The sequence below is a fragment of the Aquimarina sp. ERC-38 genome (assembly GCF_026222555.1).
In the GTDB taxonomy this organism is placed as follows: domain Bacteria; phylum Bacteroidota; class Bacteroidia; order Flavobacteriales; family Flavobacteriaceae; genus Aquimarina.
Window position 1 is genome coordinate 1,452,612 of record NZ_CP098511.1, and the last position, 23,295, is coordinate 1,475,906.

Here is a 23,295-nt window from a genome sequence, read left to right on the forward strand (position 1 = left end):
TTTATTAGTGCAAAAATAATTAGAAAATAATATTTCACTTTTATTTTAAATTTTAGTAAGAAGTTATTAAAATATTCCTAGACATTATTGAATTATCATAACTTATATTTAAATAACTTCTTACGTTTATTCAACTTTAATTATTCATTTATTACTTTGGTTTGGAAATAATCGGACCAGAAGAAGGTGTTGAATCGGGTTTAGGATTAGGATTAGGATTTGGTCTAGGTCCATCTCCAGGACCTGGATCACTATTTATTACCACGAGTATTATGTTTAAAGTTTGTTAATTTAAATTCTTTCAAATCTTTTAGATGTTTTTTGTGATTTTTTATTATAAATAATTTTAGCGATTAAAGTTAAAAATATTATCGATAAAAAATATTAAGGCTTGTCAACTACCACACTGATTTTTAAAAATCAGACCTATTTATTGAAGCTAATTAAGATTTTTATAACATCTCAGATTTCTAACAATGTCACAATAAATTCCGAAGGATACATTCCTACTTTACTTTTAAAAGCTTTAGCAAATGGTTCAGCATTTCTAAAACCAACTTCTTTTGCTATAGCTAATACTGAATAGTTTTTAAACTCACTTTCATTTCGTAGTCTTTCTAAAGCTAATTCAATGCGCAGATCATTGATGTAATTCCTAAATGTTTTTTTGTATTTATATTTTATAACTCTACCGATATAATTTGAATTAGTACCAAATTTCTCTGCTAATTTTGTTGCTGTCATCTCAGGATTTACATACATTAATTTACTTTCAAAATTTTTTAAAGAATTAAGGATTTCCTCAACTACTTCTTTAGATATACCTATATCTTCTGATCTATAAAAAGTTTTATCTTTTTTTATAAGTTTTTTCTTCGTCTTAGATAAAAGTTGATCAAATTTTTGTTGATAATACTTACGTATATCTTCTTTTTCCTTATTTTTTTGCCTAATAATTTTTCTTTTCTTTAAAATTTCAATAATTAGTAGGACTGAAATTAAAATACTGAGAAATATCCATATATAAGTCTTGTTATTTGATCGATTTAGTTGTCCTTCTAATCTGCTTTTTTGTCTTAAAAGAAAAGGTTTATCAACTTTATCAACTAATTCATCACTTATATAAGCGTAGTTTTCATGAGCTATACTGTCAAACTTTAATAACCTTTTGATAAAAAATAGCTGTTGTTTAATATCATTAGATTTTTCGTAGTTTTTTACTAAAAACAAATAACCTGGTCTAACCGCGGGGTAGATGCTACCTAGAGTATTATATATACTATCCATTGTAATTAAATCCTCAACACCTGCATTATTTTGATTTAGTTTAATTCTAGACATTCCTCTTATATAGTAACATACGGCTAGACTTTTATAATTTTCTGATTCTATAAAGCCAGAAGTTGCAATATTAATACTGTCAATTGCATCGCTATATTCTTCTTTATCAAAATGTACTTCGGCAGCATTTAATCGCATTTTATCTTTATACTTATTAGACCAGGAGTATTTATAGTATTTTTTAAAATCTTTATTGATTATATCGGCAGAATCTAATTTTTTATTTAAACGATAAGAATTAGATAGTAGGTGTAAAATATTTAAATAGGAATCACCTAATTGGTTACTTATAGAATCTGGGTGAACTAGGTTTATTTGCCTTTTATTATATTGATAACTGGTTAAGAAATTTTTTAATGACTCTTTATATCGTCCTATTCTTTCCCTTAATAAACCTAAGCTAACTATTGAATAATTAATACTCTGATAATCTCCAACTCTTCTAGCGAGGTTGTAGGCTTTAATATGATTAGATAATGCTTTTTGATATTTTCTTTTTCTATTGTAGTAATATCCTTTATTATAGTACGCTAACCATTTCCAATGTTCTGATTGAATCAATCCGGCATACTTAATTAAACTATCATTAAACTTGAAGTAGCGTTCTTTACCAATTAAGGTTGTCATATAATAACCAGTAGCAATTTTTAAAGTATCATCATGATGATAAGCCTTTTTAAGATATTCTTCTGCATATATATAAGATATTGAGTCTTTATCAAAATTATTATAGAATAATCTGTACAACTCATCATAACTCTTATTTTTTAAAGAGTCATTCCTTAGTAAAAATAATTTTTCTGTAGACTGTGAGGTAGAATTAGCTATTGTAAAAAAAACCAGTACACTTAAAATTATCCTTTTTATTTTCGAGTATTCTAAACTTTTCTTTTGCAATTCTTCTGTTCAAATAGTAAATATATAGGTTATTGAATTGTTTTTCATAATTCTTTTAGAAATACAAATCATTTCAAGTTTTTATAAGTCGTATTTTTAAAAAACCGTGCCCTTCTTTTTAAAAATCAGTGTACTAGTGTTTGTTTTTTAATAGTTCTCCTCTAATATTTGTACCAGCATACAAGGAACTTAATTTAATCATTCGAAGTTCTTAAAACTAAAATTTATATCAAAAAACGAACGGTTTCTTAAAATGTTACTTAGATGATTTTTTCCATATTACAATTTTGCAAAGATATGATAGAACAGATGAATATTTTCTGTATGAATTGTCTAAGTAACTTTTTATAAAATGAATATAAAACATCATTGCGCAATGATCAGGCGGATACCGAAAAGCCTTTTTATAAAAATAGAGTAGGTTTAAATTAAATTTATTAGTAATGAAAAAATTATCAGATTTAAAATTCGAGAAATGCAAATTAGAAAAAGATCAGATGGTAATTACTAAAGGAGGTAATTCATTAGATGCAGGTTCAGGCGGAACTACTTATGAGGTACAAACTTGGTGTGATGAAGGTCAACATTGGTATACTGATCACAACCATGATGTAGAGTAGTTCTAAACATTAGACCGTTTCAAATTTATGAAACGGTCTTTATTCTTGATAAATTAAGTAAATCAATATGTGGTATTACAATATCATACTAAATTTTTTAAATGTTTAAAACGTGATTTTAATTTCAAGTAAAGCTAGTGGTGAAATAACTACAGAATTTGTGATACAATGGATTGAATTTTTAAAAGGCAAAGTAGTTCGTTTTAATGGAGAAGAAATGTTAAAGGATGAAATGTCAGTTGATATTTCTACGGAAGAAATAAAAACTACAAAAAATGAACTTAACGATAAAGGTAAAATTAAAGTAATTTGGTTTAGAAAATATCGATCTATTCAGATTATTGACAGAGAAAGTAATAATCTAAATTTCTTAGAATTAGAAATTCATAAAAATAAAGAATTGAGAAATTTTTACGAACTACTTATTGACTCCTATTCAAATGCGAAAGTAATATCTTCATTGTCAATTGATCATAATTTAAATAAAATCAAAGTTCTCAGATTAGCAAAAGATTGTGGTTTGTATATTCCAGAAACGGTTATTACTAATAACAAGGAGAAATTACGACTTTTTTTATTAAAACACTTCTCTATTGTAGTAAAACCAATATGGAATGTAAGTTTTTTTAGAAAAAATGATCAAGTATACAAGATGCTTACAAAAAAAATTAGTAAGAATGATTTAAATAAAATTCCTAAGATATTTGCTCCAAGTTTACTACAGGAGTATATAGAAAAAGAATATGAAATTCGATCTTTCTTTTGGTTTAAAAATTTTTATTCTATGGCAATATTTTCTCAAGAAAATGAAAAAACTGTAGTTGATTTTAGAAATTATGATAAGGTAAAGCCTAATAGAACTGTTCCTTACAAATTACCTAGAATAATCGAAGAAAAAACTAGAAAATTATTAAAACTATTAAATATAGAAAGTGGTTCCATTGATTTTCTCAAAACAAGGAATGAAGATTATATATTCTTGGAAATAAATCCAAATGGACAGTTTGGCATGGTCTCCCACCCTTGTAACTACCATCTTGAAGAAATTGTTGCAAAAAAATTAATAGAATTAGATAAGTTATGAAAAAAAATTTTATAGAAGAATTTAAAATAGATTTGACCGAGGAAATACTTCCTTTAACTTTTCACTTTTTAGAAGGTAAAAAAATCGTTAAAAATAAAAATATATCATTTGCTAAATATGCTAAGTGTAGGTCAATTAATTCAGAAGGATATTTATGTTTTAACTTTTATAAAAAGATTTCCAGATATGAATAATAAATATTTCACTTTATATTCAAATTGCCTGATGGTAAAAGGTATAAGTCGAAGTATAATTTGTGACACTCAAAATAGAAGTTATGAATTAATACCGAATGACTTATATGAACTTTTTAATAACTCAACTAATTCTATCGATATAAAAGAAAAGGTAACTCGTTTTAATGAATACGATAAAGAAACATTGAATGAGTATCTTGACTTTTTAAATAAAAAAAATTATGGATTTTACAGCAATAAAATATTTAAAGGTCTAGTGCCGATTAGTAGAAAGTGGAAATCTTTTGCGCAAATAACGAATTGTGTCATAGAATATAATGATGAAAAAGAATTTCCATGGTTGAAAATTGTCAATTCTCTGAATCAATTAAATTGCATAGCACTAGAAATAAGGTTTTATGGACGTATTGAATTGGATAAGTTAAACAGCCTTATGAATTTTTTTAAAAATTCTAGATTGAGAAGTATCACTTTATTAATTAAATATAGTAGTGAAATAACTTCTAAAACATTGAATTCACTTACTTTAAATAATTCTCGAATCTCAGAAATTTTAATTCATGATTGTATTGATGATCTACAAAAAATTTTTACAGATATTATGGTTCCAATACATTGTTTGAGTCGATCTATCAATAATAAAGGGTTTTGTGGAGTTGTTCTACCTAAGTTCTTTTCCAAAGGATTACAACCTTTTACTGAAGCTTTAAATCATAATTCATGTTTAAATAGAAAGATTTCTATAGATATTGAGGGTAATATAAAAAACTGCCCATCCACTCCCAAAGTCTACGGTAATATTTTCAATAATTCTTTAGAAAGTGCGGCAGAAGATAAGGAATTTCAAAAATTATGGAATTTAACAAAAGATCAAGTTTTGATTTGTAAAGATTGCGAATTTCGATATATATGTACGGATTGCCGGGCATATTTAGAAAATCCGGAAGATTTGTATTCAAAACCATTAAAATGCGGGTATGATCCTTATGCAAATACTTGGGAAGAATGGAGTACAAATCCTTTAAAGAAGAAAGCTATGGATTTTTATCAAATGTTAAAATAATAGGCTATTAATATAATATAAATGAGATATATAATTTTAGTTTTTTTAATAACAAATCTACAATGGGTTTATACACAACAGTATGATAACGTCTATATTGAAAAAGATAGTATAAATATAAACAATAAAATTTTCCGACCGGGAACTGTTTTTATCTATGATTTTGAAATTAAAAAAGGAGACAAGTCTTTTAGTTTAATTCAATTACCAAAAAAAAATTCTTTTAAATTAACTGAAGTTGAGGAAGATAGTGTTGTCAATAATGAAATACACTTAGCGGTTAATTATGAACTTCCGGATTATAATAAGGATCAAACCAAGATTTCTTATTATGAAAGACCGGTTTTACAACCATTTTCTTCGACCGGGGCAGTAGAAAATGATAAAAATGTTTGGATTCATCCTATAAGAACCGGTTTTTTTAAATCCTTAGAAACTTGTCCTTTTCCTTATATTAAAAAACCATTTATAAAAGGTAATAAATGGAAGGATCAAATGCTTATAGGTGAAAACTGGTCACACGAATTTTGGGGAGAATGGGAAGGAAAACTTTTATTAAATTATCAATACAGTATTATAGATCAGCAGATTTTAAACACACCATTAGGTAAATTGAATTGTTTTGTAATTAAATCAACAGCAACATCTAAAAAAGGAGAAACAGAATTAATTAGTTACTTTTCGGAGCAATATGGTTTTGTCAAGCTGGAGTATAAATTAATAACTGGAATTATTATAAATATGTCATTAGGTAATATACAATTTAATAAAAAATTTAAAAGTTTTGAAGAGTTCTATAAAACTAATGAATATATAAAAGATTAAAGGAATTACTAAGGTGAGATTACAAAAATCCAATATAGAAATTAATTTCCAATCTAGGGTTTTGAAAAAAGCTTGACTTCATAGTAATTCTCCAATAAATAGTATTTTTACTTCTTAATAAATCATCAACAAATAACGATTGAAAAAATTCCCGCACTATAAACAAGCAGACTATAAAGACTGTGGTCCTACTTGCTTAAAAATCATCGCTAAATCCTACGGGAAGGTGATTCCTATCCAGCAACTTCGGGATTTTAGCGAAACCACCCGGGCGGGGAGCAGTTTATTAGGGCTAAGCGAAGCCGCAGAACATCTGGGTTTTCGAACACTGGGAGTTAAGATTTCGCTGGAAAAACTACAGGAAGTTCCATTACCCTGTGTCCTGCATTGGAATAAAAATCACTACGTAGTCCTATATGATATTAAAACCAAAAAGAAGAAAGGAGTCACTACCAGTACCTATTATATTTCAGACCCGGCACATGGTATCCTTACCTATACCGAAGAAGAATTACTAAAATTTTGGATTGGTGTAGACGCAACTTCTACTACCGAAGAAGGAGTGGCGCTTCTACTAGAAACCACTCCGCAGTTTTTTAATAATGAATTTGAAGAAAAAGAAAAAAAGTTTGGTTTCTCCTTCGTTTCCCGATATGTTTTTAAATATAAAAAGTTCCTGGTACAGCTGATTTTTGGTTTGATTGCCGGAAGTTTATTACAACTCATTTTTCCGTTTTTAACCCAAAGTGTGGTCGATGTAGGGATTAAAAACCAGGACATCCATTTTATTTATTTAATCCTGGTAGCTCAATTACTTTTATTTATGGGGCGAACCGGGGTTGAGATTATACGAAGTTGGATTTTATTACACTTAAGTACCCGGATTAATATTTCGTTATTATCTGACTTTTTTATTAAGTTGATGAAATTGCCCATTTCGTTCTTTGACGTACGGATGACCGGGGATATTTTACAACGCATCAATGACCATAAACGTATAGAATTAATCTTGACGACTTCTTCGCTAAACGTATTGTTTTCTATGGTTAACTTACTGGTTTTTGGCGTGGTGTTGGCCTATTATAGCTTTCAGATATTCTTCGTTTTTATCTTAGGAAGTATCCTATATTTTTTATGGATTGTCATTTTCTTGAAAAAGCGAGCAGACCTGGATTATAAAATGTTTTCACAAGTAAGCCAGGAGCAAAGTAAAGTTATCGAATTGATCAATGGGATGCAGGAAATTAAACTACATAACGCCGAAAAACAAAAACGCTGGGGGTGGGAGTTTTTACAAGCCCGTCTATTTAAATTATCTATTGAAGGGTTAGCCCTCGAACAATATCAATCTGTAGGTTCCGGCTTTATCAATGAAGTTAAGAATATTGTCATTACTATTCTTTCTGCAAAACTGGTAATTGACGGCGAAATAACCTTGGGGATGATGTTGGCGGTTACCTACATTGTAGGACAGCTAAATGCACCTATTACACAGTTGATATCCTTTGTAAGACAATTACAAGACGCCCGTATTTCGCTGGATCGTTTAGGCGAAATCCATGAAAAAGAAGACGAAGAAGAAAACCAGCAGGAAAAAATCAACGAATTATCAGCAGAACAAGATCTAAAACTAGAGAAAGTTTCTTTTCGGTACATAGGTTCGGAGAACCCGGTATTAAAAGAGTTGGATATGCAAATACCTGCCAATAAAGTGACTGCTATTGTGGGAACTAGTGGTAGCGGAAAAACAACTCTAGTCAAGTTACTATTAAAGTTTTACGAACCGGACGAAGGCGAAATTAAAGTAGGCCCACATACTTTACAACATATTTCGCAATCCTTTTGGCGAGCCAATTGTGGGGTGGTTATGCAGGAAGGTTATATTTTTAATGATACTATTGCTCATAATATCGCAGTAGGTGAAGATTATGTAGATAAAGAAAAACTAAAACAAGCGGTAAAAGTTGCTAATATACAGGAATTTATAGAAGATTTACCCTTATCCTATAATACAAAAATCGGTACCGAAGGCATGGGATTAAGTACAGGTCAAAAACAACGTTTGCTCATTGCCAGGGCGGTATATAAAGATCCTAAATACTTGTTTTTTGACGAAGCTACCAGCGCACTAGATGCAAATAATGAGAAAGTAATTATGCAAAACCTGGATCAGTTCTTCCAAAACCGAACCGTAGTTGTAGTAGCACATCGCCTAAGTACCGTTAAAAATGCACATCAAATTGTAGTATTAGAAAAAGGAAAAATAGTAGAAACCGGAAACCACGAATCCTTAATTACCAAAAAAGGAAACTATTACCACCTGGTCAAGAATCAACTGGAATTGGGATCGTAATTAATATTTCAGAGTGAAGTTAAAGAATAAACCAATAATCATGATTACAAACAAAATTTTTAATTTTAAAACAAAATACCACTAAATACTCCTTCCCCAGCAAGGGGAAGGTGGACGACTTCAGTCGGACGGAAGGGGATGGGTCCCAGCAAGGGGAAGGTGGACGACTTCAGTCGGACGGAAGGGGATGGGTCCCAGCAAGGGGAAGGTGGCCAACTTCAGTTGGACGGAAGGGGATGAGTCCCAGAAGGAGTAAGAAGTCCGCTCGCGGAAAAAAACAAAAACCTAAATCAATTGAAAAGAAATCAAAAAACACATGACAAACCCGAATTGAAAAAATACCGGAAGGATTTAAGAAAAAACTTAACTTCATCCGAAGCATTTCTATGGACGTATTTACAAAAGAAGAAACTGGAAGGACGAAAATTTAGGAGACAACATAGTATCCATAATTTTATCGTGGACTTTTATTGCGCCGAAGAAAAATTAGTTATAGAATTAGACGGGGAGTATCATAACACCCCACATCAAATGGAAAAAGATAAGAAAAGAGATAAAACTTTGAACGACATGGGTTTTACCGTTTTACGTTTTGAAAACCAAATGGTGTTCAACGCTTTACCTTCGGTATTAAAGGAGATTACGGATCATTTTAATAGATAGCGGGACACTGCCCCTTCCGTCTGCCCAAGGGCAGCCACCTTCCCCCGGTGGGGGAAGGAGTTTTTTAGCAGAAATGTGAAATAGTAAATAGAGTATCACCTTAAACTCCTTCCCCAGAAAGGGGAAGGTGGCCAACTTTAGTTGGACGGAAGGGGCGAGACCCCCAGAAAGGGGAAGGTGGCCAACTTCAGTCAGACGGAAGGGCGAGACCCCCAGCAAGGGGAAGGTGGACGACTTCAGTCGGACGGAAGGGGAAGGGTCCCAGCAAAGGGAAGGAACAGAAAAAATAGCAGTAATGCCAGAAAACACATTAGACGACATACAATTACGAAGTGAAGAAGTACAGGAAGTATTGACCAAAGTACCGCATTGGATGATCCGGTGGGGGAGTTTGTTGTTTTTAGTCTTAATTGTTTTGGTACTTATATTATCCTATGTTATAAAATACCCGGACGTGATCGTAGCCCAAAGTATGGTCACTACTCAAAAACCCCCTGAAAAAGTATTTGCTAAAATCACAGAGAAACTAGAAACTATATTAGTTCAGGATAATGAAATAGTAAATAACGGCCAACCCCTGGCTGTTTTAAAAAACAACGCAAATTATAAAGATATTTTTTATCTTAAAAATATAACCGATACACTAGTACTACGCACTCAGGATTTTGATTTTCCTTTTGAAGAACTACCTGTTTTAGCATTAGGTGATCTGGCAGGGGACTTTGCCGTATTTGAAAACAATTATATTGCCTATAAGCTTAATAAAGAATTACGGCCCTTTGACAATGACTCTATCGCAAATACCCTATCCTTAATTCAATTACAAAACCGCCTTGAAAACACCATTGCTCAAAAAAAGATTAATTATCGTGAATTATCTTTACAGAAAAAGAATTTGGGACGCCAAAAAAAGTTGTACGATAAAGGAGTAATTTCAACCCAGGAATACGAAAATCAGCGACTATTAGTTTTGCAAGCTGAAAAGAATTATCGTACGTTAAACAGTACAATCTCTCAAATAAAAGAATCTATTGCCGGAATGGAAAATACTTCTAAAGGAACTGTAATTAATCGAACTAAAGAAGAAATAGGATTGTATAAAAATCTATTGCAATCCTATAATGTCTTAAAAAAAGGCTTAAAAACCTGGGAGTTACAATATCTCCTTAAAACTGATACAGCGGGTAAAGTAGTTTTTCTGGATTTTTGGAGCCCCTCCCAAACGGTAAATGCGGGAAGCCTGGTTTTTACCGTAATTCCCGATCAAAGTAATGGCTATGTGGCGAAGTTAAAAGCACCCATCCAAAATTCAGGGAAAGTAGAAGTAGGCCAGGAAGTACATATCAAACTAGATAATTACCCTGAAAGTGAATACGGAGTTTTAAACGGAAAGGTTGAAAAAATCACGGCTATCCCAAATGAAGAAGGCCTGGTTTTAATCGATGCATCGTTACCTGAAAATTTGGTTTCTTCTTATAATAAAAAGATTAATTTTACACAGGAAATGCAAGGTCAAGCCGAAATTGTTACAGAAGACTTACGCCTGATCGAACGATTTTTTTATCAGTTAAGAAACCTGGTGTCTTCCAGGAATTAGTAGTTTTCAAAAAATGTACCCGCAAAAACAATCCATAACGGTAACAGAAGCATTAAAAAAGATGGAGCATTATTGCGCTTACCAGGAGCGTTGTCATAAAGAAGTAGCACAAAAGATGCAAACCTGGAATTTAATCCCCGAGGCTAAAGAAAAAATCCTGTTGCATTTGATGCAAGAAAACTACCTAAATGAAGAGCGATTTGCCCGTAGTTTTGCCCGCGGTAAATTCCGAATTAAAAAATGGGGAAAACAACGGATTGTTAAGGAGTTAAAATTTAAACAGATATCTGACTTCAATATTAAAACTGCATTAAAAGAAATTTCAGAACAAGAGTATACCCAAACTTTTTACGAATTGGTGGATCGTTTTGTAGAACGAAATCAAAGTTTAGAACCCTCTAAATTAAAAACAAAATTGATCTCCTATTTACAATATAGAGGTTGGGAATCTTCTTTAATCTTTGAAACCGTAAATAATTTAGAACTTCGCTAAAAGTATATTCATAAACTTTTAGCAATCCCTTATCTTTATCCGGTTGATAAAGCATAGGCAATTTTTTGAACTTTCCATTTTACATAGCAAAACGATATTTATTTTCTCCGGGAAGTAGCAATGCTATCAATATTATTACTGGTATTGCGGCGGCAGGGGTAGTGATTGGAGCTATGTCTTTATTTATTGTACTAAGTGGTTTTTCAGGGCTTAAAGACTTTAGCCTTCAGTTTTCTACTTTCTTTGACCCGGATTTAAAGGTTTTTCCGGAGAAAGGAAAAACTTTTACATTTTCAGAAAGTCAAAAACAAGCATTGTCAAATATAAAAGGAATTATAGCTTTTTCTGAAATTGTAGAAGAACGAGCTATTTTAGAATTTAGGGATAAACAAACTATGGCTTTTATTAAAGGAGTAGATACAGCCTATAAAAAAGTTATTGTTGCGGATAGTATCTTATCTTACGGAAACTGGTTAACCGGTAATGATTCGCAGGTAGTGATAGGTAACGGAATTAGCCGGGATTTAAGCATCGGAGTCGAACAGGTATATACCAATTTTTTAGTGTTGTACGTGCCCAAACCCGGTAAAGGTATTCCGACCAACCCTTCACAAGCTTTCCGAAAACAGGCATTTGTAAATATTGGGGTTTATGGTGTAAATGAAGAACTGGACAAAAAATATGTTTTTACGACGGTAGTTGCCGCCAGAAATTTACTGGGGTTAGCTCCTGATAAGGTAACACATCTGGAAATTAAAACAGGTGCCCAGGTAGACCAGCAACGTATCCGGGAGCAAATCAAAAATATTTTTAACAACCAGGTTGTTGTCAAAAATCGAATGCAACTAAATGATACTTTGTACAAGATGCTAAATACGGAAAACCTGGCATCCTATTTAATTATTACGCTTATTGCTATTATTGCTTTGTTAAACGTTGCTGGAGCAATTATCATGATGATCATTGATAAAAAATCCAACCTTCAAACTTTGTTTAACATAGGTAGTCCGATTAAAGATATTCGGAAGATTTTTTTATATCAAGGCTTTTTAATGACCTTTTTAGGGACATTAACCGGATTACTTTTAGGAGCTTTGACTATTTTTCTTCAACAGAAATTTTACTTATTAATGATTACTCCTTCATTACCGTATCCTACTAAATTTAATGTTTTTAATTTTATTATTGTTTTTTTTACTATCATTAGTATAGGTGGGATTGCTTCCTATTTAGCCGCAATTCGAATTAATAGGAGGTTGATTACTAATTAATTCATAGTAGATTGAATTACTATAGTTCTGATTAAAATTTTTTGAAGATTGAAAATTTATTTAATATTTTTGTAACTTTACTATGTTAAGTTAAATAACACACCTTTTAAATTTAAAAACAGTTAGGAGATGTACAATATTTCTGAAGAACGAATTAAGATTTTAAGTAATAAATTTGAGGAAGCAGGTGCTTCTTACGGTAAAAAATTACATGTAATTTCTCAAAACGGTCAATGGGTGTTGTTTAAAGATGGTTCTGATCGGATTATATCTCGCTTTTCTGATAAAAAATCAGCAGTATCTAACGGTAAAAAATTACTTAATAATACATTACCTACTTTAGTTATTCATAGGACAGATGGTACCGTAGAGCGTCTTCAAAAGGCAAGTTAATATTTAATACCATTTGAAAATAATATTTTTATTAATTGTCCTTTTGATAAGGAATATCGTCCTATTTTAAAGTCTCTTGTTTTTGGTATTATTTATTTAGGTTATCAACCGTTACTTTCCGAAACTATAAATTCAGCTGATTCACGGGTACAGACCATCAAAGATTTAATTTTGAATGCAAAATATAGTATTCATGATCTTTCCAGAATGGAATCTTCTAAAAAGAATGAACTAGCAAGATTTAATATGCCTTTTGAATTAGGTCTTGATATTGGTTGCCGCTATTTTGGAGGTTCGGAAATGAATACTAAATGTATGCTTATCTTTGATAAAATTAAATATCGTTATCAAATAGCTCTTTCTGACTTATCCGGTAATGATATAGAAGTCCATCAAAATGACCCTGTTATTCTATTGCGAAAATTTAGAAATTGGATTGCTAAACTGAAAGGAACTAAAATTGAAAGTGCCAATAAAATTTGGCGATTATATAACGAATTCAATAGTGATTTTGATGAAATCATAAAAGAAGATGAGTTAAGTAAGGAAGATATAGACGATATGCCCTGGAATGAATATTTTATTTATGTATCTAAATGGAAAGAAGGTAGGGTAAAATAACATTCATTTTAAAAACTAAACTCAAAGTCCGCAAATTTTTCTTCTACTTCATCAAAGGCTGAAAAAACATCTTTGGCATGATCACTGGTTACCATTTTCATCCGGTATTCTTTAAAATGCGGTATCCCTCTAAAGTAGTTTGTATAATGCCTTCGGGTTTCAAAAACACCTAACTTTTCACCTTTCCAGGCGATTGCCATTTCCAGATGCCTACGTGCTGCTTGTACTCGTTCGTCCATAGAAGGCGGTGGGAGATGTTGACCTGTCTTAATAAAATGTTTTACTTCTTTAAAAAACCAGGGATATCCGATAGAGGCACGGCCTATCATAGCTCCGTCCAATCCATATTGGTCTCGCATTTCGACCGCACGTTCGGGACTATCCACATCTCCGTTTCCAAAAACAGGAATATGCATCCGGGGGTTATTCTTTACTTCGGCAATAGGTTTCCAATTTGCATTTCCTTTATACATCTGCGCCCGGGTACGCCCATGAATTGCAATGGCTTTAATCCCAACATCCTGCAAGCGTTCTGCAACCTCCACAATCCGGATCGAATCATGATCCCACCCCAAACGGGTTTTAACCGTGATTGGAAGATTGGTATGTTTTACCATAGCTTCAGTTAAAGAAACCATAAGATCAATATCTTTTAAAATTCCGGCCCCAGCTCCTTTACTTACCACTTTTTTAACCGGACAGCCAAAATTAATATCGATAATATCCGGTTGAGAGGCTTCTACAATTTCAACCGACTTCAGCATACTATCCATGTTGGCTCCAAAAATCTGAATACCTACCGGACGTTCTTTTTTATAAATGTCGAGTTTCATTACGCTTTTTGCCGCATCCCGAATCAAACCTTCACTAGAGATAAATTCGGTATATACCACATCTGCGCCCTGTTCTTTACATAAAGCCCTAAACGGGGGGTCACTCACATCCTCCATAGGTGCCAATAATAAAGGAAATTCTCCTACATCGATAGTTCCGATTTTTGCCAAAATTCATCTTTTAGTACGTATGGCAAAATTACAAATAATTATTAGGTAAGCGATTTGTTGTAAACCGAATACTTGCCTTTATATCTTCTTTAAGAAGACTAGGATAGTTTTCTAATATTATATCTATATCATTACCAGAGGATAGAAATTCTAAAATAGTTTGAACTGTAATTCTTGTTCCCTTAATAGTAGGTTTTCCATTACAGACATTCTTGTCCAAAACAATTCTATTTTCAAAAATATCCATAGCACTTTATTTAATAGAGAGATACGCAAATTTATAAGTTTTCATAAGTGTCCGATTAAAATAAATAAAAGTTTATAAAGTATAGTAAGATAAGGTGATTCGAAATTTAAAGTATCTAGAGGTTGCTTTTTTACAATTCTAAAAGTAAAATATTTTTTTAATGTGGGTGATGTTATAATGCTGATTTTTAATACTTTAATGATTAGTCTTGATTCTTGATTCTAAAAGCAATAGCGATCTTGAATCTTTACAGGGCATTGATAATTTCGTTTACCGTATTTTATATAATACGTTGAAAATTATGATTGTCTAAATTCGTACTAAATCTAAATAACCTTAATAGAAAACAAGTTTGTTCAATCTATTAACCCCTTAAAATGAATTATATTTGTAAACTATCGCATTACGATAATTTTTGCGTTAGGGATTGAAGTGAAAATCCCGCAGTATTTTTTCCGACAGGTGTCGGAAAAAATACGAGGAATTGCAGCGTAAAGCCCGACCCGAAATGCAATGGAGGGAAACGCCCTAAAAAATATATAGAAAAAGAAAAATGAAGCACATACGTAATTTTTGTATCATCGCACATATTGATCATGGTAAAAGCACCCTCGCGGATCGATTACTGGATTATACCGGGTCAGTCACTGCCAGGGAAGCACAGAATCAGTTGCTGGACAATATGGACCTGGAGCGTGAACGTGGCATTACGATCAAGAGTCATGCTATCCAAATGGAATATACCTATGAAGGGCAGGAATATATTTTAAACTTAATTGATACTCCGGGACATGTAGATTTTTCGTATGAAGTTTCGCGGTCGATTGCTGCTTGCGAAGGGGCGTTATTAATTGTAGATGCTGCGCAAAGTATACAGGCACAAACCATCTCCAATTTATACCTGGCGCTTGAAAATGACCTGGAAATTATTCCGGTTTTAAACAAAATTGATTTGCCTAGTGCTAACCCGGAGGAAGTAACGGATGATATTGTGGATTTACTAGGGTGTGATGCTGAGGAAGTAATCCCTGCGAGTGCCAAAACGGGTATTGGGATCAAAGAAATTCTGGATGCGATTATTCAACGAATTCCGGCTCCGGAAGGTAATCCGGATGAACCTTTACAAGCTTTGATTTTTGACTCGGTATACAACTCTTTTAGAGGGGTTGAAACTTATTTTAAAGTGGTTAATGGCGAAATTAAAAAAGGACAGCAAATCAAATTTGTCAATACTGGTAAAAGTTATTTTGCGGATGAGATTGGCACCTTAAAATTAAACCAGGTGGTCAAATCGGTGATCAAAACTGGGGATGTAGGTTATTTAATTACCGGAATTAAAGATGCGCGCGAAGTAAAAGTAGGAGATACAATTACAGATTCTAAAAATCCAACTCAAAATGCAATCGCAGGTTTTGAAGATGTAAAGCCTATGGTATTTGCCGGAATTTATCCGGTAGATACGGAGGATTATGAGGAGTTAAGAGCTTCGATGGAAAAGTTGCAGTTAAACGATGCTTCTCTGGTTTTTCAACCGGAAAGTTCAGCGGCCCTTGGATTTGGGTTTCGTTGCGGATTTTTAGGGATGTTGCATATGGAAATTATCCAGGAACGCCTGGAACGCGAATTCAACATGACGGTAATTACCACGGTACCCAACGTATCTTACCATGCTTTTACTAATAAAGAACCGGATCAGATTATAGTGGTTAATAACCCTTCGGATTTACCGGACCCTTCTTCAATGAACCGGGTAGAAGAACCTTTTATTAAAGCAACCATCATCACGAAATCAGACTTTGTGGGTTCAGTCATGTCTTTATGTATTGAAAAGCGAGGTGAGATTGTTAATCAAACCTATTTAACTACTGAACGTGTAGAACTAACCTTTGATATGCCCTTGGCTGAAATTGTTTTTGATTTTTATGACCGTCTTAAAACGGTATCCAAAGGTTATGCTTCTTTTGACTATTCTCCGATCGGATTACGGGCTTCGCATTTAGTAAAAGTAGATATTTTATTAAACGGAAATACGGTAGATGCGCTGTCTGCTTTGTTACATAAAGATAATGCCTATGCTATTGGTAAAAAGATTTGTGAGAAGCTGAAAGAACTGATTCCGCGACAACAATTTGATATCCCAATACAAGCAGCAATCGGTGCTAAATTTATTGCCCGGGAGACGGTAAAAGCGCTTCGGAAGGATGTAACGGCTAAATGTTACGGAGGTGATATTTCTCGTAAACGAAAGCTTTTAGAAAAACAAAAGAAAGGAAAAAAACGGATGCGCCAGGTAGGTAACGTAGAAATCCCGCAAGAAGCCTTTATGGCGGTACTAAAGCTGAATGATTAGAAGCCCTCTAACCCCCGAAGGGGGATGTATTATGTTTATGAAAGATAACCTTGAAACACGAAAGAAATTAGAAGTAAGATTCCAGATAAGGTTACCGAAGCGGCTATTTTAGAAGCTCGTTGTCAAAAGCTAGAACAAATAGAAGGTTTAGATGCTTGGTTGGAGGATTTATAAATTTTTAGAAAATATAATCTATTTTCATTTAGCTCTTTGTTTTAAGCAAAAAAGGAATAATAGTTGAAAATTTTCATGCAAACAATTGAAGTGAATTCAGTGTATTTCAATAATAACCAAGTATAAAAAGATCAGTGATTCTAATACATATAGGGAGTGGATGAGAACAGCTTTTCGGAACGAAAAGTATTTTATCATCTGGACAAAAGTTCCCCCTTTTTGGGGGCTAGGGGGCTTTCGCCCTTACCAATTCCTCTAACACCCGTTCTACCCCAAAGTTATCGTTACTTTCTGTTTGGAAATTAGCTGCTTTTTTTACGTTAGGATGTGCGTTGCCCATTGCATAACTGTATTTGGCCTGGGCTAACATTTCCAGGTCATTATTGTAATCACCAAAGACCATAGTTTCCTCTTTACTAATCCCTAACCTGTCTTGTAATTTTTGAATAGCATTTCCTTTATGAGCTTCGGGATTTGATAAATCCAACCAAACTTTAGCAGAAACTTTTACTTTAATACGATCCTGAAGTGTATTGAATTTCGGGAGGAGGTGTTTTTCGGAGCTTTTCGGATGATGGATAGCAACTTTGAGATAAGGATCATGAGTTACTTTATATAAATCTTCTACCACTTCGTACCGAACGTAATACTCTTTAAGAAAATCAATAAACTCTGAATTTTTGGTTTGAACGTACCCCTGGTTTCTTGCACATAATACTACCGTTGCGTCATTAATATTTTTTGCAATATCTAAAATAGAAATATAATCCTTACGTTCCAGGGTTACGGTTTCTAATTCGGTTCCCTGATGCATAGTCAGCGCTCCGTTTTCAGCAACTACATAAATATCATTTTGTATGGAAGCTAATTTGTCAATAATGCTATAATATTGCCTTCCGCTGGCGGCAATAAATTGTATCCCTAAGTTGGATAACTTATTGTGCAGTTCAAAAAAACGTTTACTTACTTCATCCTTTGAATTAAGCAAAGTTCCGTCCATATCCGAAACTACTAATTTTACCTGCGAAAGACCCATACCTATAAAAAACCGCAAAGGTAGGAGGAATTTATAGCAACCCATTCTAAGTAGAGCATAATTTTCGTTATTTTGCTGTTATGCATTTTATCCAAAAAGAAATACAGCTTCGACCGTACGCCAGGGGGTTTCATTTGATTACTTCAGAAGTTTTAGAACATTTTCCGGATTTATCTGCAATTACAACCGGTCAATTGCAGGTTTTTATTAAGCATACTTCGGCAAGTTTAACTATCAATGAAAACGCGGATCCTACAGTGCGAATGGATTTTGAAAGTCATTTTAACCAGATGATACCGGAGAATGCAACGTATTATAAACATACTTACGAAGGCCCGGATGATATGCCTGCACATATTAAAGCTTCCGTATTAGGAAGTTCTATTCAAATTCCGATTACTAACGGTAAACCCAACCTGGGAACATGGCAGGGTATTTACTTATGCGAACATAGAGATTATGGTGGTTCGCGAAGATTAGTGTTAACTGCTTGGGGAATATAATAAATCCGAAATTTAACTTTGGTATATTAAATTTCGGATTTAAATTGTTAATCAAAGTTTTTAATTTACTTTTCGATAGATTTCCTGATCCTTTTTTGTTATACCATTATCTTCATAGGAATATTCCAGCACGAGTTCTTTATCTGTTAGATTAACTATTAATCCTTCATCCAAATCACCGCCTCCGTAGTCAAAAGTAATAGTTTCGTCTTGTAAAGACCATAAATACTTATCTGGTTCGGGGTTTTCGACACATATCCGTGTGATACCACCGTTTCCGTCAGATTCTCCTTGCTCATATATTGTATTTATTACTTCATTATTTTCTCTTAATTCTAGCAAATCCTTTTTAGGACATATTTGATCTTCGCTAACCCCATCTTCAAAATAATTTATCAATTCCCAATTACCTATTAGTTTTGTTTCAGTGATTACAGTAGTATCGTCTATATTGAGAGTACCCTCATAATTTCCTTGAAATACTATGTTATCGAAGCTTAATGTATAATCAAATTGATACACACCATTGACTTTTGCAATAGTTAAGGATCCGGATGTTATATTTTCGAAATAACCATTAGATAAATCAGCATTACCGTTTGTAAATTTTAAACCAATTCCTGCTAGACCATCAAAAAAATTCTGAGCAGCATTATAATCTGTATCTGTATCTAATTTGAAGGTGTATTCTCCTGGAATAAGTTCACCGTTTTCAGATTGGATTAAAAAGCTAACAAAATTTAACTCTCCTTTGTAATTTTCCGTTGAAAAATCTTCATTAGCAAATGTAATTTGTATACTATTTTGAAATATAGTATGTATTGCAATTTCAGTTTTATAAATACTGTCGTTAACGGAAAAAGCATTAAGTGTATCTTTTTCCTCTTTTTCTATTTCTTCTTCAATTTCCTTATTAATTTCATCCGGAATTACATCATCATTATCTTCGCTACATGAGAAAATAAAGATGGATAGAATAATAAAAGGTACTAGTAATAGTTTTTTCATCTTAAAATAATTTTTATCCGACGAAATAACTAAAAATATATAAATTAGTAATTATTTATTAAGAATAATCCTGCATTTATTTAAAAATTAATCCATTGTGACCAGGGAATTCTAGAAAGCATTAAAATAAAAGCAATAGTATAAAAAATAGCCAACATCTTGAATTTAGGCGTTGAAGTTAATTTCTTTTTATGTTTTGAATAACCTATGGTTATAAAGGCTACCATGGCAATCATGACTGTGGGGTGTTCTACATTGTAAAGTCGTAATAAAGGGTCTTTCATGATTTCTGCCGTAGCAATACCATCGGTAAACCATACTACCTTAGGAGAAATAAAGAAAATAACAATACCAATTAATAATTGTAAATGTGTTACTATTAAAGCAAATAACGAAATCCTAAAATCTTTGGGGCCGTATTCTTTTTTAGTGATGTATTTAACTAAAGCATTAATAGTTGCCAAAGCAACGATTAAAACAACAAGATACGCCCAGGACGAGTGTACGATTTTTAAAGCTTCATACATAATAGATGATTTAGGAGTAAAGGTAAATAATACAAATCGAAAAATAGTAATCGTATTACTATTTACTTGCTTTTGTTTTTAAAAGCACCTTCTTAAAATAAAACTGCTTGAAAAAATCGATAAATTATCTAAATAGCTTCTTTAAAATGTTAATTTAAAAGAAATACTAAATGATACAGATTACGTAATCTCTCAAACAGTTTTTAGTAGTTATAGTATTTACCAGTTACTTATCATAGAATACTGACTAGTTTGCCGAAACGAATTTGCAAAAGGTACTTTTCTCACCATCCTTTTTCTCTTCCTGATATAGAAATTCGATATTATTACTATCAAAAATTTCAAAAAACTGATCCCATTCTATTTCTTCCAGTTGATCATCTTTCTCCTGAAAATCTATTCGTAACAATTCCTCGGTATCTTTTACCACCGCAGGTCGGCCATCTCGTTCTTCCACCCAGTTTTTTATCGTATCATGATCCTTAGTTTTATTAGCTTCTTGTGTTGCCATGTTGATTCATTTTAAAAATTAATATTCTGCTTTATTAAAAATAAGGAAAGGCTCAAAAGTTGTTTACTTTAAATCAAGTATTTATTGATGGGAATGATATAGCTAAGTATTAGCGTGTAGCAAGAATTAGAATTTCGTACTAATAAGAAATTGCGGCTCTTTACCACTTTTTATCATTAGTGTCCGGTAAAGATTCAAGATCGCTATCGCTTCTGGAAACAAGAATCAAGACTAATTATTATAGTATTGAAAATCAATATTATAATAAATATTTACGTTAAAGAACAAATTACTTTTAAAAAAGTGAAAAAGCAACCTCCAAACAGTTCAAAGTTTGGAATTACCTAATTTTACTATGTATTCTAAACTTTTATTTAATTTAACCGGACAATAATGACTTTTTATGTACTTAACTAAAACCAATAAACTACTACTGCCTATCTAGCTTTGTGTAGAACATCACTTGGCTATCTAAATTTCGTAATTTAATAGATTTAACTCTTCTATTTTCTCAAAATCCTTATCTGCGGTTATTAACGGCATTTTAAAATATAAAGCTGTACCTGCTATAATACTATCAGGCAATTTTATTTTATACAATCTTCGAACTTCTATAGTCTTTGCTTTAACTCCCGCATTGATATCTATAATGGAACAAGCTTCGAGTATTGCATCTATCTTTGATCTGTCAGCAGCGTTTAATTCTTTAAAACTATATAACTCTAACTCAGTAACAAAGGAAATATAAACTTGTTTTCCTTCTAAAATATTGACTAAAGTAGTATCTCCACGTAATAAATATAAAATGATGTTGGTGTCTAATAATAGTTTATTCCCACTCATCACGTAGACGTTTTTGTATCGATAAAGGATCTTCTTCTATAGTAAGAATACCACAAAATTTATTGGCATCAAATCCTTTTTTTGGGGTGCTATAAAGCGCTTTTAAACGGTTGGCTATTATTTCTTTGTTGGCACCACTTTTTATAATCACTACCATATTATTTGTCCTTACAATTATAACAAAGATAGTTTTTATTACTTTATTGTGAAGAATTGAACTTTTCATATAGGTTTAGTTGTAAATTTTTACATTCTCACTTCTCAAAAATATCAATAACTTTACAATTACTTAAACAAATACTCTTATGTTTTACACATGTTTTAATAGGTGCATAAATTATACTATTGAGGAGTTTTAAAGCCATTTAAAATCCATTTTAATCCGTAGGTTTTACTATCAATAGAATTTGGAAGATCAAGCCAAGTTCCTGTTTTCTGATATGACTTATACGAATTAAAAAATGCTAAGGTCATAAGCAATACACCAAAAATACCGGCAAGTGCAAAAATAATCGTAAGGAAAATAAGGAATACTTTCCTCCCATAACTATGAGAAGTACCAATAATGATCGTTTTATTTATGGAAAGTTCTGTGATTTTTTGACCATCTACCTGAAAATAAATAGGATTTATGGCATTCCATTGTTCCTTTTTAAGTTCAAAAGGTAAAATATCCTGAAGCTGTTCTTCTTTTTTTAAAAACTTGTTTTTTCTTAAAAACTGAAATAAAGGCTTCCGTTCTTTAGCATCACCTTCAAAATTTTTAAAGTAAGCTTCTCCCTTATCAGTGGTGATTTGTAAATAAAAATAATCATAATGTGGAGAGGGTTTATAAATTTTTAAAGATTGTATATTTTGTGGTGTAGTATGTTGACTATCCTTATTAATAGCAGTTTGGTATAAAAGCGGAACGATAGAAAAGAGCAATACAAAAGAAAGCGCATATCCAAAACCTATTTTTAGTATGTATTCTATAAGTTTCAATTTATCTATAGTCTATAGTTAGGATGAAATTATTTCTTTAAATATTCAATTTTTTCGACTTTAAAAGGGAAATTAGATAGTTTCTCCCTTTCTTCCCATATCGAAGAAACATTCTTATTAAATTCTTCTAATGTAACTTCCAATCTATATACACCATGATCATAAGGATGTCTTCCTAAGATTTCTATTAAAGTATTAAAGTCTGGATTCAATAATACCTTCTGGTTAGATATGTTCTCTATAAAATATTTACCGGATTTATAATTACAAAAAGTAGAAACACTATAAGCTGATTGAATTTCTTTTTTATCCTGGTGATTAAGTTTAATTCGTTTAGTATTATTTTCTATTTTTATTATAATACCACCATCTGCACCTATCAACTTTCTCTCCTTACCTTTATATATACCATAGTATCCTGATCTGAAATTCATATTTTTATAAATTTATTATCGACTAATATTCCTCGTAATATTTCTTTTCCGTCATTTGATACTTCCCATAACTCTGTGCCTTCTTCAAATTTAATTCTATTAGTTAGATGCCATTCGGGGGCTCCCAACCAACTATTTTTACCAGCGGTAAAACCATGATCTGTAAAAGGGTAATCATATTTGGCATAAGTTCCTCCTTCCGGAATTACTACGTTTTTTAAGTAAAACGAATTAAACCGCTTCATCATTTAATTAA

At 32.1% G+C, this 23,295-nt stretch carries 27 protein-coding genes; 15 read left to right on the plus strand and 12 right to left on the minus strand.

The genetic code is table 11. The features are described 5' to 3' along the window. Positions 1-462: 462 nt before the first annotated feature. Positions 463-2,238 (minus strand): AraC family transcriptional regulator, encoded by a 1,776-nt coding sequence (locus NBT05_RS06240; RefSeq protein WP_265772634.1) that lies wholly within the window; start codon positions 2,236-2,238, stop codon positions 463-465. 497 nt (positions 2,239-2,735) lie between these two features. Between NBT05_RS06240 and NBT05_RS06245 the strand changes: the two genes are divergently transcribed. From NBT05_RS06245 to NBT05_RS06305, 13 genes are all read left to right on the plus strand, one after another. Beyond that, positions 2,736-2,858, plus strand: a complete 123-nt coding sequence (locus NBT05_RS06245) for a hypothetical protein (protein WP_265772635.1) — start codon at positions 2,736-2,738, stop codon at positions 2,856-2,858. 112 nt (positions 2,859-2,970) lie between these two features. Beyond that, positions 2,971-3,942 carry a grasp-with-spasm system ATP-grasp peptide maturase gene (gwsG, locus tag NBT05_RS06250; RefSeq protein ID WP_265772636.1) on the plus strand — a complete coding sequence of 324 codons (972 nt, stop codon included), beginning with the start codon at positions 2,971-2,973 and terminating at the stop codon, positions 3,940-3,942. Then, positions 3,939-4,136, plus strand: coding sequence for a hypothetical protein (locus NBT05_RS06255; protein ID WP_265772637.1), 198 nt, complete (start codon positions 3,939-3,941; stop codon positions 4,134-4,136). Before gwsG ends, NBT05_RS06255 begins: the two co-directional genes overlap by 4 nt. Then, positions 4,129-5,202: a grasp-with-spasm system SPASM domain peptide maturase gene (gwsS, locus tag NBT05_RS06260; protein WP_265772638.1), complete on the plus strand. Its 1,074-nt coding sequence runs from the start codon at positions 4,129-4,131 to the stop codon at positions 5,200-5,202. Before NBT05_RS06255 ends, gwsS begins: the two co-directional genes overlap by 8 nt. 21 nt (positions 5,203-5,223) lie before the next feature. After that, positions 5,224-6,027: a hypothetical protein gene (locus NBT05_RS06265; protein WP_265772639.1), complete on the plus strand. Its 804-nt coding sequence runs from the start codon at positions 5,224-5,226 to the stop codon at positions 6,025-6,027. A 139-nt stretch (positions 6,028-6,166) separates the two neighbouring features. Then, the gene (locus tag NBT05_RS06270) at positions 6,167-8,380 is read left to right on the plus strand and encodes a peptidase domain-containing ABC transporter (RefSeq protein WP_265772640.1); all 2,214 of its coding nucleotides are present in this window, start codon (positions 6,167-6,169) and stop codon (positions 8,378-8,380) included. A gap of 110 nt (positions 8,381-8,490) precedes the next feature. Beyond that, entirely contained in the window at positions 8,491-8,700 is a 210-nt protein-coding gene (locus tag NBT05_RS06275) for a hypothetical protein (protein WP_265772641.1), read from the plus strand. Further along, on the plus strand, positions 8,675-9,043 hold the full coding sequence (locus tag NBT05_RS06280; protein WP_265772642.1) for an endonuclease domain-containing protein: 369 nt from the start codon (positions 8,675-8,677) through the stop codon (positions 9,041-9,043). Before NBT05_RS06275 ends, NBT05_RS06280 begins: the two co-directional genes overlap by 26 nt. Positions 9,044-9,170: 127 nt before the next feature. Then, positions 9,171-10,640, plus strand: coding sequence for an HlyD family secretion protein (locus tag NBT05_RS06285; protein ID WP_265772643.1), 1,470 nt, complete (start codon positions 9,171-9,173; stop codon positions 10,638-10,640). A 13-nt stretch (positions 10,641-10,653) separates the two neighbouring features. Further along, positions 10,654-11,133, plus strand: coding sequence for a regulatory protein RecX (locus NBT05_RS06290; RefSeq protein ID WP_265772644.1), 480 nt, complete (start codon positions 10,654-10,656; stop codon positions 11,131-11,133). Between the two features lie 65 nt (positions 11,134-11,198). Further along, on the plus strand, positions 11,199-12,404 hold the full coding sequence (locus NBT05_RS06295; protein WP_265772645.1) for an ABC transporter permease: 1,206 nt from the start codon (positions 11,199-11,201) through the stop codon (positions 12,402-12,404). A gap of 129 nt (positions 12,405-12,533) precedes the next feature. After that, positions 12,534-12,797 (plus strand): DUF2188 domain-containing protein, encoded by a 264-nt coding sequence (locus tag NBT05_RS06300; RefSeq protein WP_265772646.1) that lies wholly within the window; start codon positions 12,534-12,536, stop codon positions 12,795-12,797. A gap of 171 nt (positions 12,798-12,968) precedes the next feature. Continuing rightward, entirely contained in the window at positions 12,969-13,418 is a 450-nt protein-coding gene (locus NBT05_RS06305; protein ID WP_265772647.1) for a hypothetical protein, read from the plus strand. 8 nt (positions 13,419-13,426) lie between these two features. On the opposite strand, the gene dusB is transcribed toward NBT05_RS06305, so the two are convergent. Both dusB and NBT05_RS06315 read right to left on the minus strand, forming a co-directional pair. Continuing rightward, positions 13,427-14,422 carry a tRNA dihydrouridine synthase DusB gene (dusB, locus tag NBT05_RS06310; RefSeq protein WP_265772648.1) on the minus strand — a complete coding sequence of 332 codons (996 nt, stop codon included), beginning with the start codon at positions 14,420-14,422 and terminating at the stop codon, positions 13,427-13,429. A gap of 28 nt (positions 14,423-14,450) precedes the next feature. Next, positions 14,451-14,669, minus strand: a complete 219-nt coding sequence (locus tag NBT05_RS06315) for a DUF433 domain-containing protein (protein WP_265772649.1) — start codon at positions 14,667-14,669, stop codon at positions 14,451-14,453. A 553-nt stretch (positions 14,670-15,222) separates the two neighbouring features. Here NBT05_RS06315 and lepA point away from each other — a divergent pair. Continuing rightward, on the plus strand, positions 15,223-17,019 hold the full coding sequence (lepA, locus tag NBT05_RS06320; protein WP_265772650.1) for a translation elongation factor 4: 1,797 nt from the start codon (positions 15,223-15,225) through the stop codon (positions 17,017-17,019). Positions 17,020-17,419: 400 nt separating this feature from the next. Here the strand turns inward: lepA and NBT05_RS06325 are convergent, their stop codons facing one another. Then, on the minus strand, positions 17,420-18,247 hold the full coding sequence (locus tag NBT05_RS06325; protein ID WP_265772651.1) for an HAD family hydrolase: 828 nt from the start codon (positions 18,245-18,247) through the stop codon (positions 17,420-17,422). A gap of 62 nt (positions 18,248-18,309) precedes the next feature. On the opposite strand from NBT05_RS06325, the gene NBT05_RS06330 reads away from it, so the two are divergent. Next, positions 18,310-18,732, plus strand: a complete 423-nt coding sequence (locus NBT05_RS06330; protein ID WP_265772652.1) for a secondary thiamine-phosphate synthase enzyme YjbQ — start codon at positions 18,310-18,312, stop codon at positions 18,730-18,732. A 60-nt stretch (positions 18,733-18,792) separates the two neighbouring features. On the opposite strand, the gene NBT05_RS06335 is transcribed toward NBT05_RS06330, so the two are convergent. From NBT05_RS06335 to NBT05_RS06370, 8 genes are all read right to left on the minus strand, one after another. Continuing rightward, positions 18,793-19,740, minus strand: coding sequence for a lipocalin family protein (locus NBT05_RS06335; protein WP_265772653.1), 948 nt, complete (start codon positions 19,738-19,740; stop codon positions 18,793-18,795). 80 nt (positions 19,741-19,820) lie between these two features. Continuing rightward, positions 19,821-20,267, minus strand: a complete 447-nt coding sequence (locus tag NBT05_RS06340; protein WP_265772654.1) for a hypothetical protein — start codon at positions 20,265-20,267, stop codon at positions 19,821-19,823. A 247-nt stretch (positions 20,268-20,514) separates the two neighbouring features. Then, on the minus strand, positions 20,515-20,778 hold the full coding sequence (locus tag NBT05_RS06345; RefSeq protein ID WP_265772655.1) for a hypothetical protein: 264 nt from the start codon (positions 20,776-20,778) through the stop codon (positions 20,515-20,517). Between the two features lie 471 nt (positions 20,779-21,249). After that, positions 21,250-21,621 carry a type II toxin-antitoxin system VapC family toxin gene (locus NBT05_RS06350; protein ID WP_265772656.1) on the minus strand — a complete coding sequence of 124 codons (372 nt, stop codon included), beginning with the start codon at positions 21,619-21,621 and terminating at the stop codon, positions 21,250-21,252. Further along, on the minus strand, positions 21,608-21,847 hold the full coding sequence (locus NBT05_RS06355; protein WP_265772657.1) for a hypothetical protein: 240 nt from the start codon (positions 21,845-21,847) through the stop codon (positions 21,608-21,610). The genes NBT05_RS06350 and NBT05_RS06355 overlap by 14 nt, the downstream gene beginning before the upstream one ends. 116 nt (positions 21,848-21,963) lie before the next feature. Further along, positions 21,964-22,605 carry a hypothetical protein gene (locus NBT05_RS06360; protein WP_265772658.1) on the minus strand — a complete coding sequence of 214 codons (642 nt, stop codon included), beginning with the start codon at positions 22,603-22,605 and terminating at the stop codon, positions 21,964-21,966. 29 nt (positions 22,606-22,634) lie between these two features. Next, entirely contained in the window at positions 22,635-23,039 is a 405-nt protein-coding gene (locus NBT05_RS06365; protein WP_265772659.1) for a hypothetical protein, read from the minus strand. Beyond that, entirely contained in the window at positions 23,036-23,287 is a 252-nt protein-coding gene (locus NBT05_RS06370) for a hypothetical protein (RefSeq protein ID WP_265772660.1), read from the minus strand. The genes NBT05_RS06365 and NBT05_RS06370 overlap by 4 nt, the downstream gene beginning before the upstream one ends. Positions 23,288-23,295 lie beyond the last annotated feature (8 nt).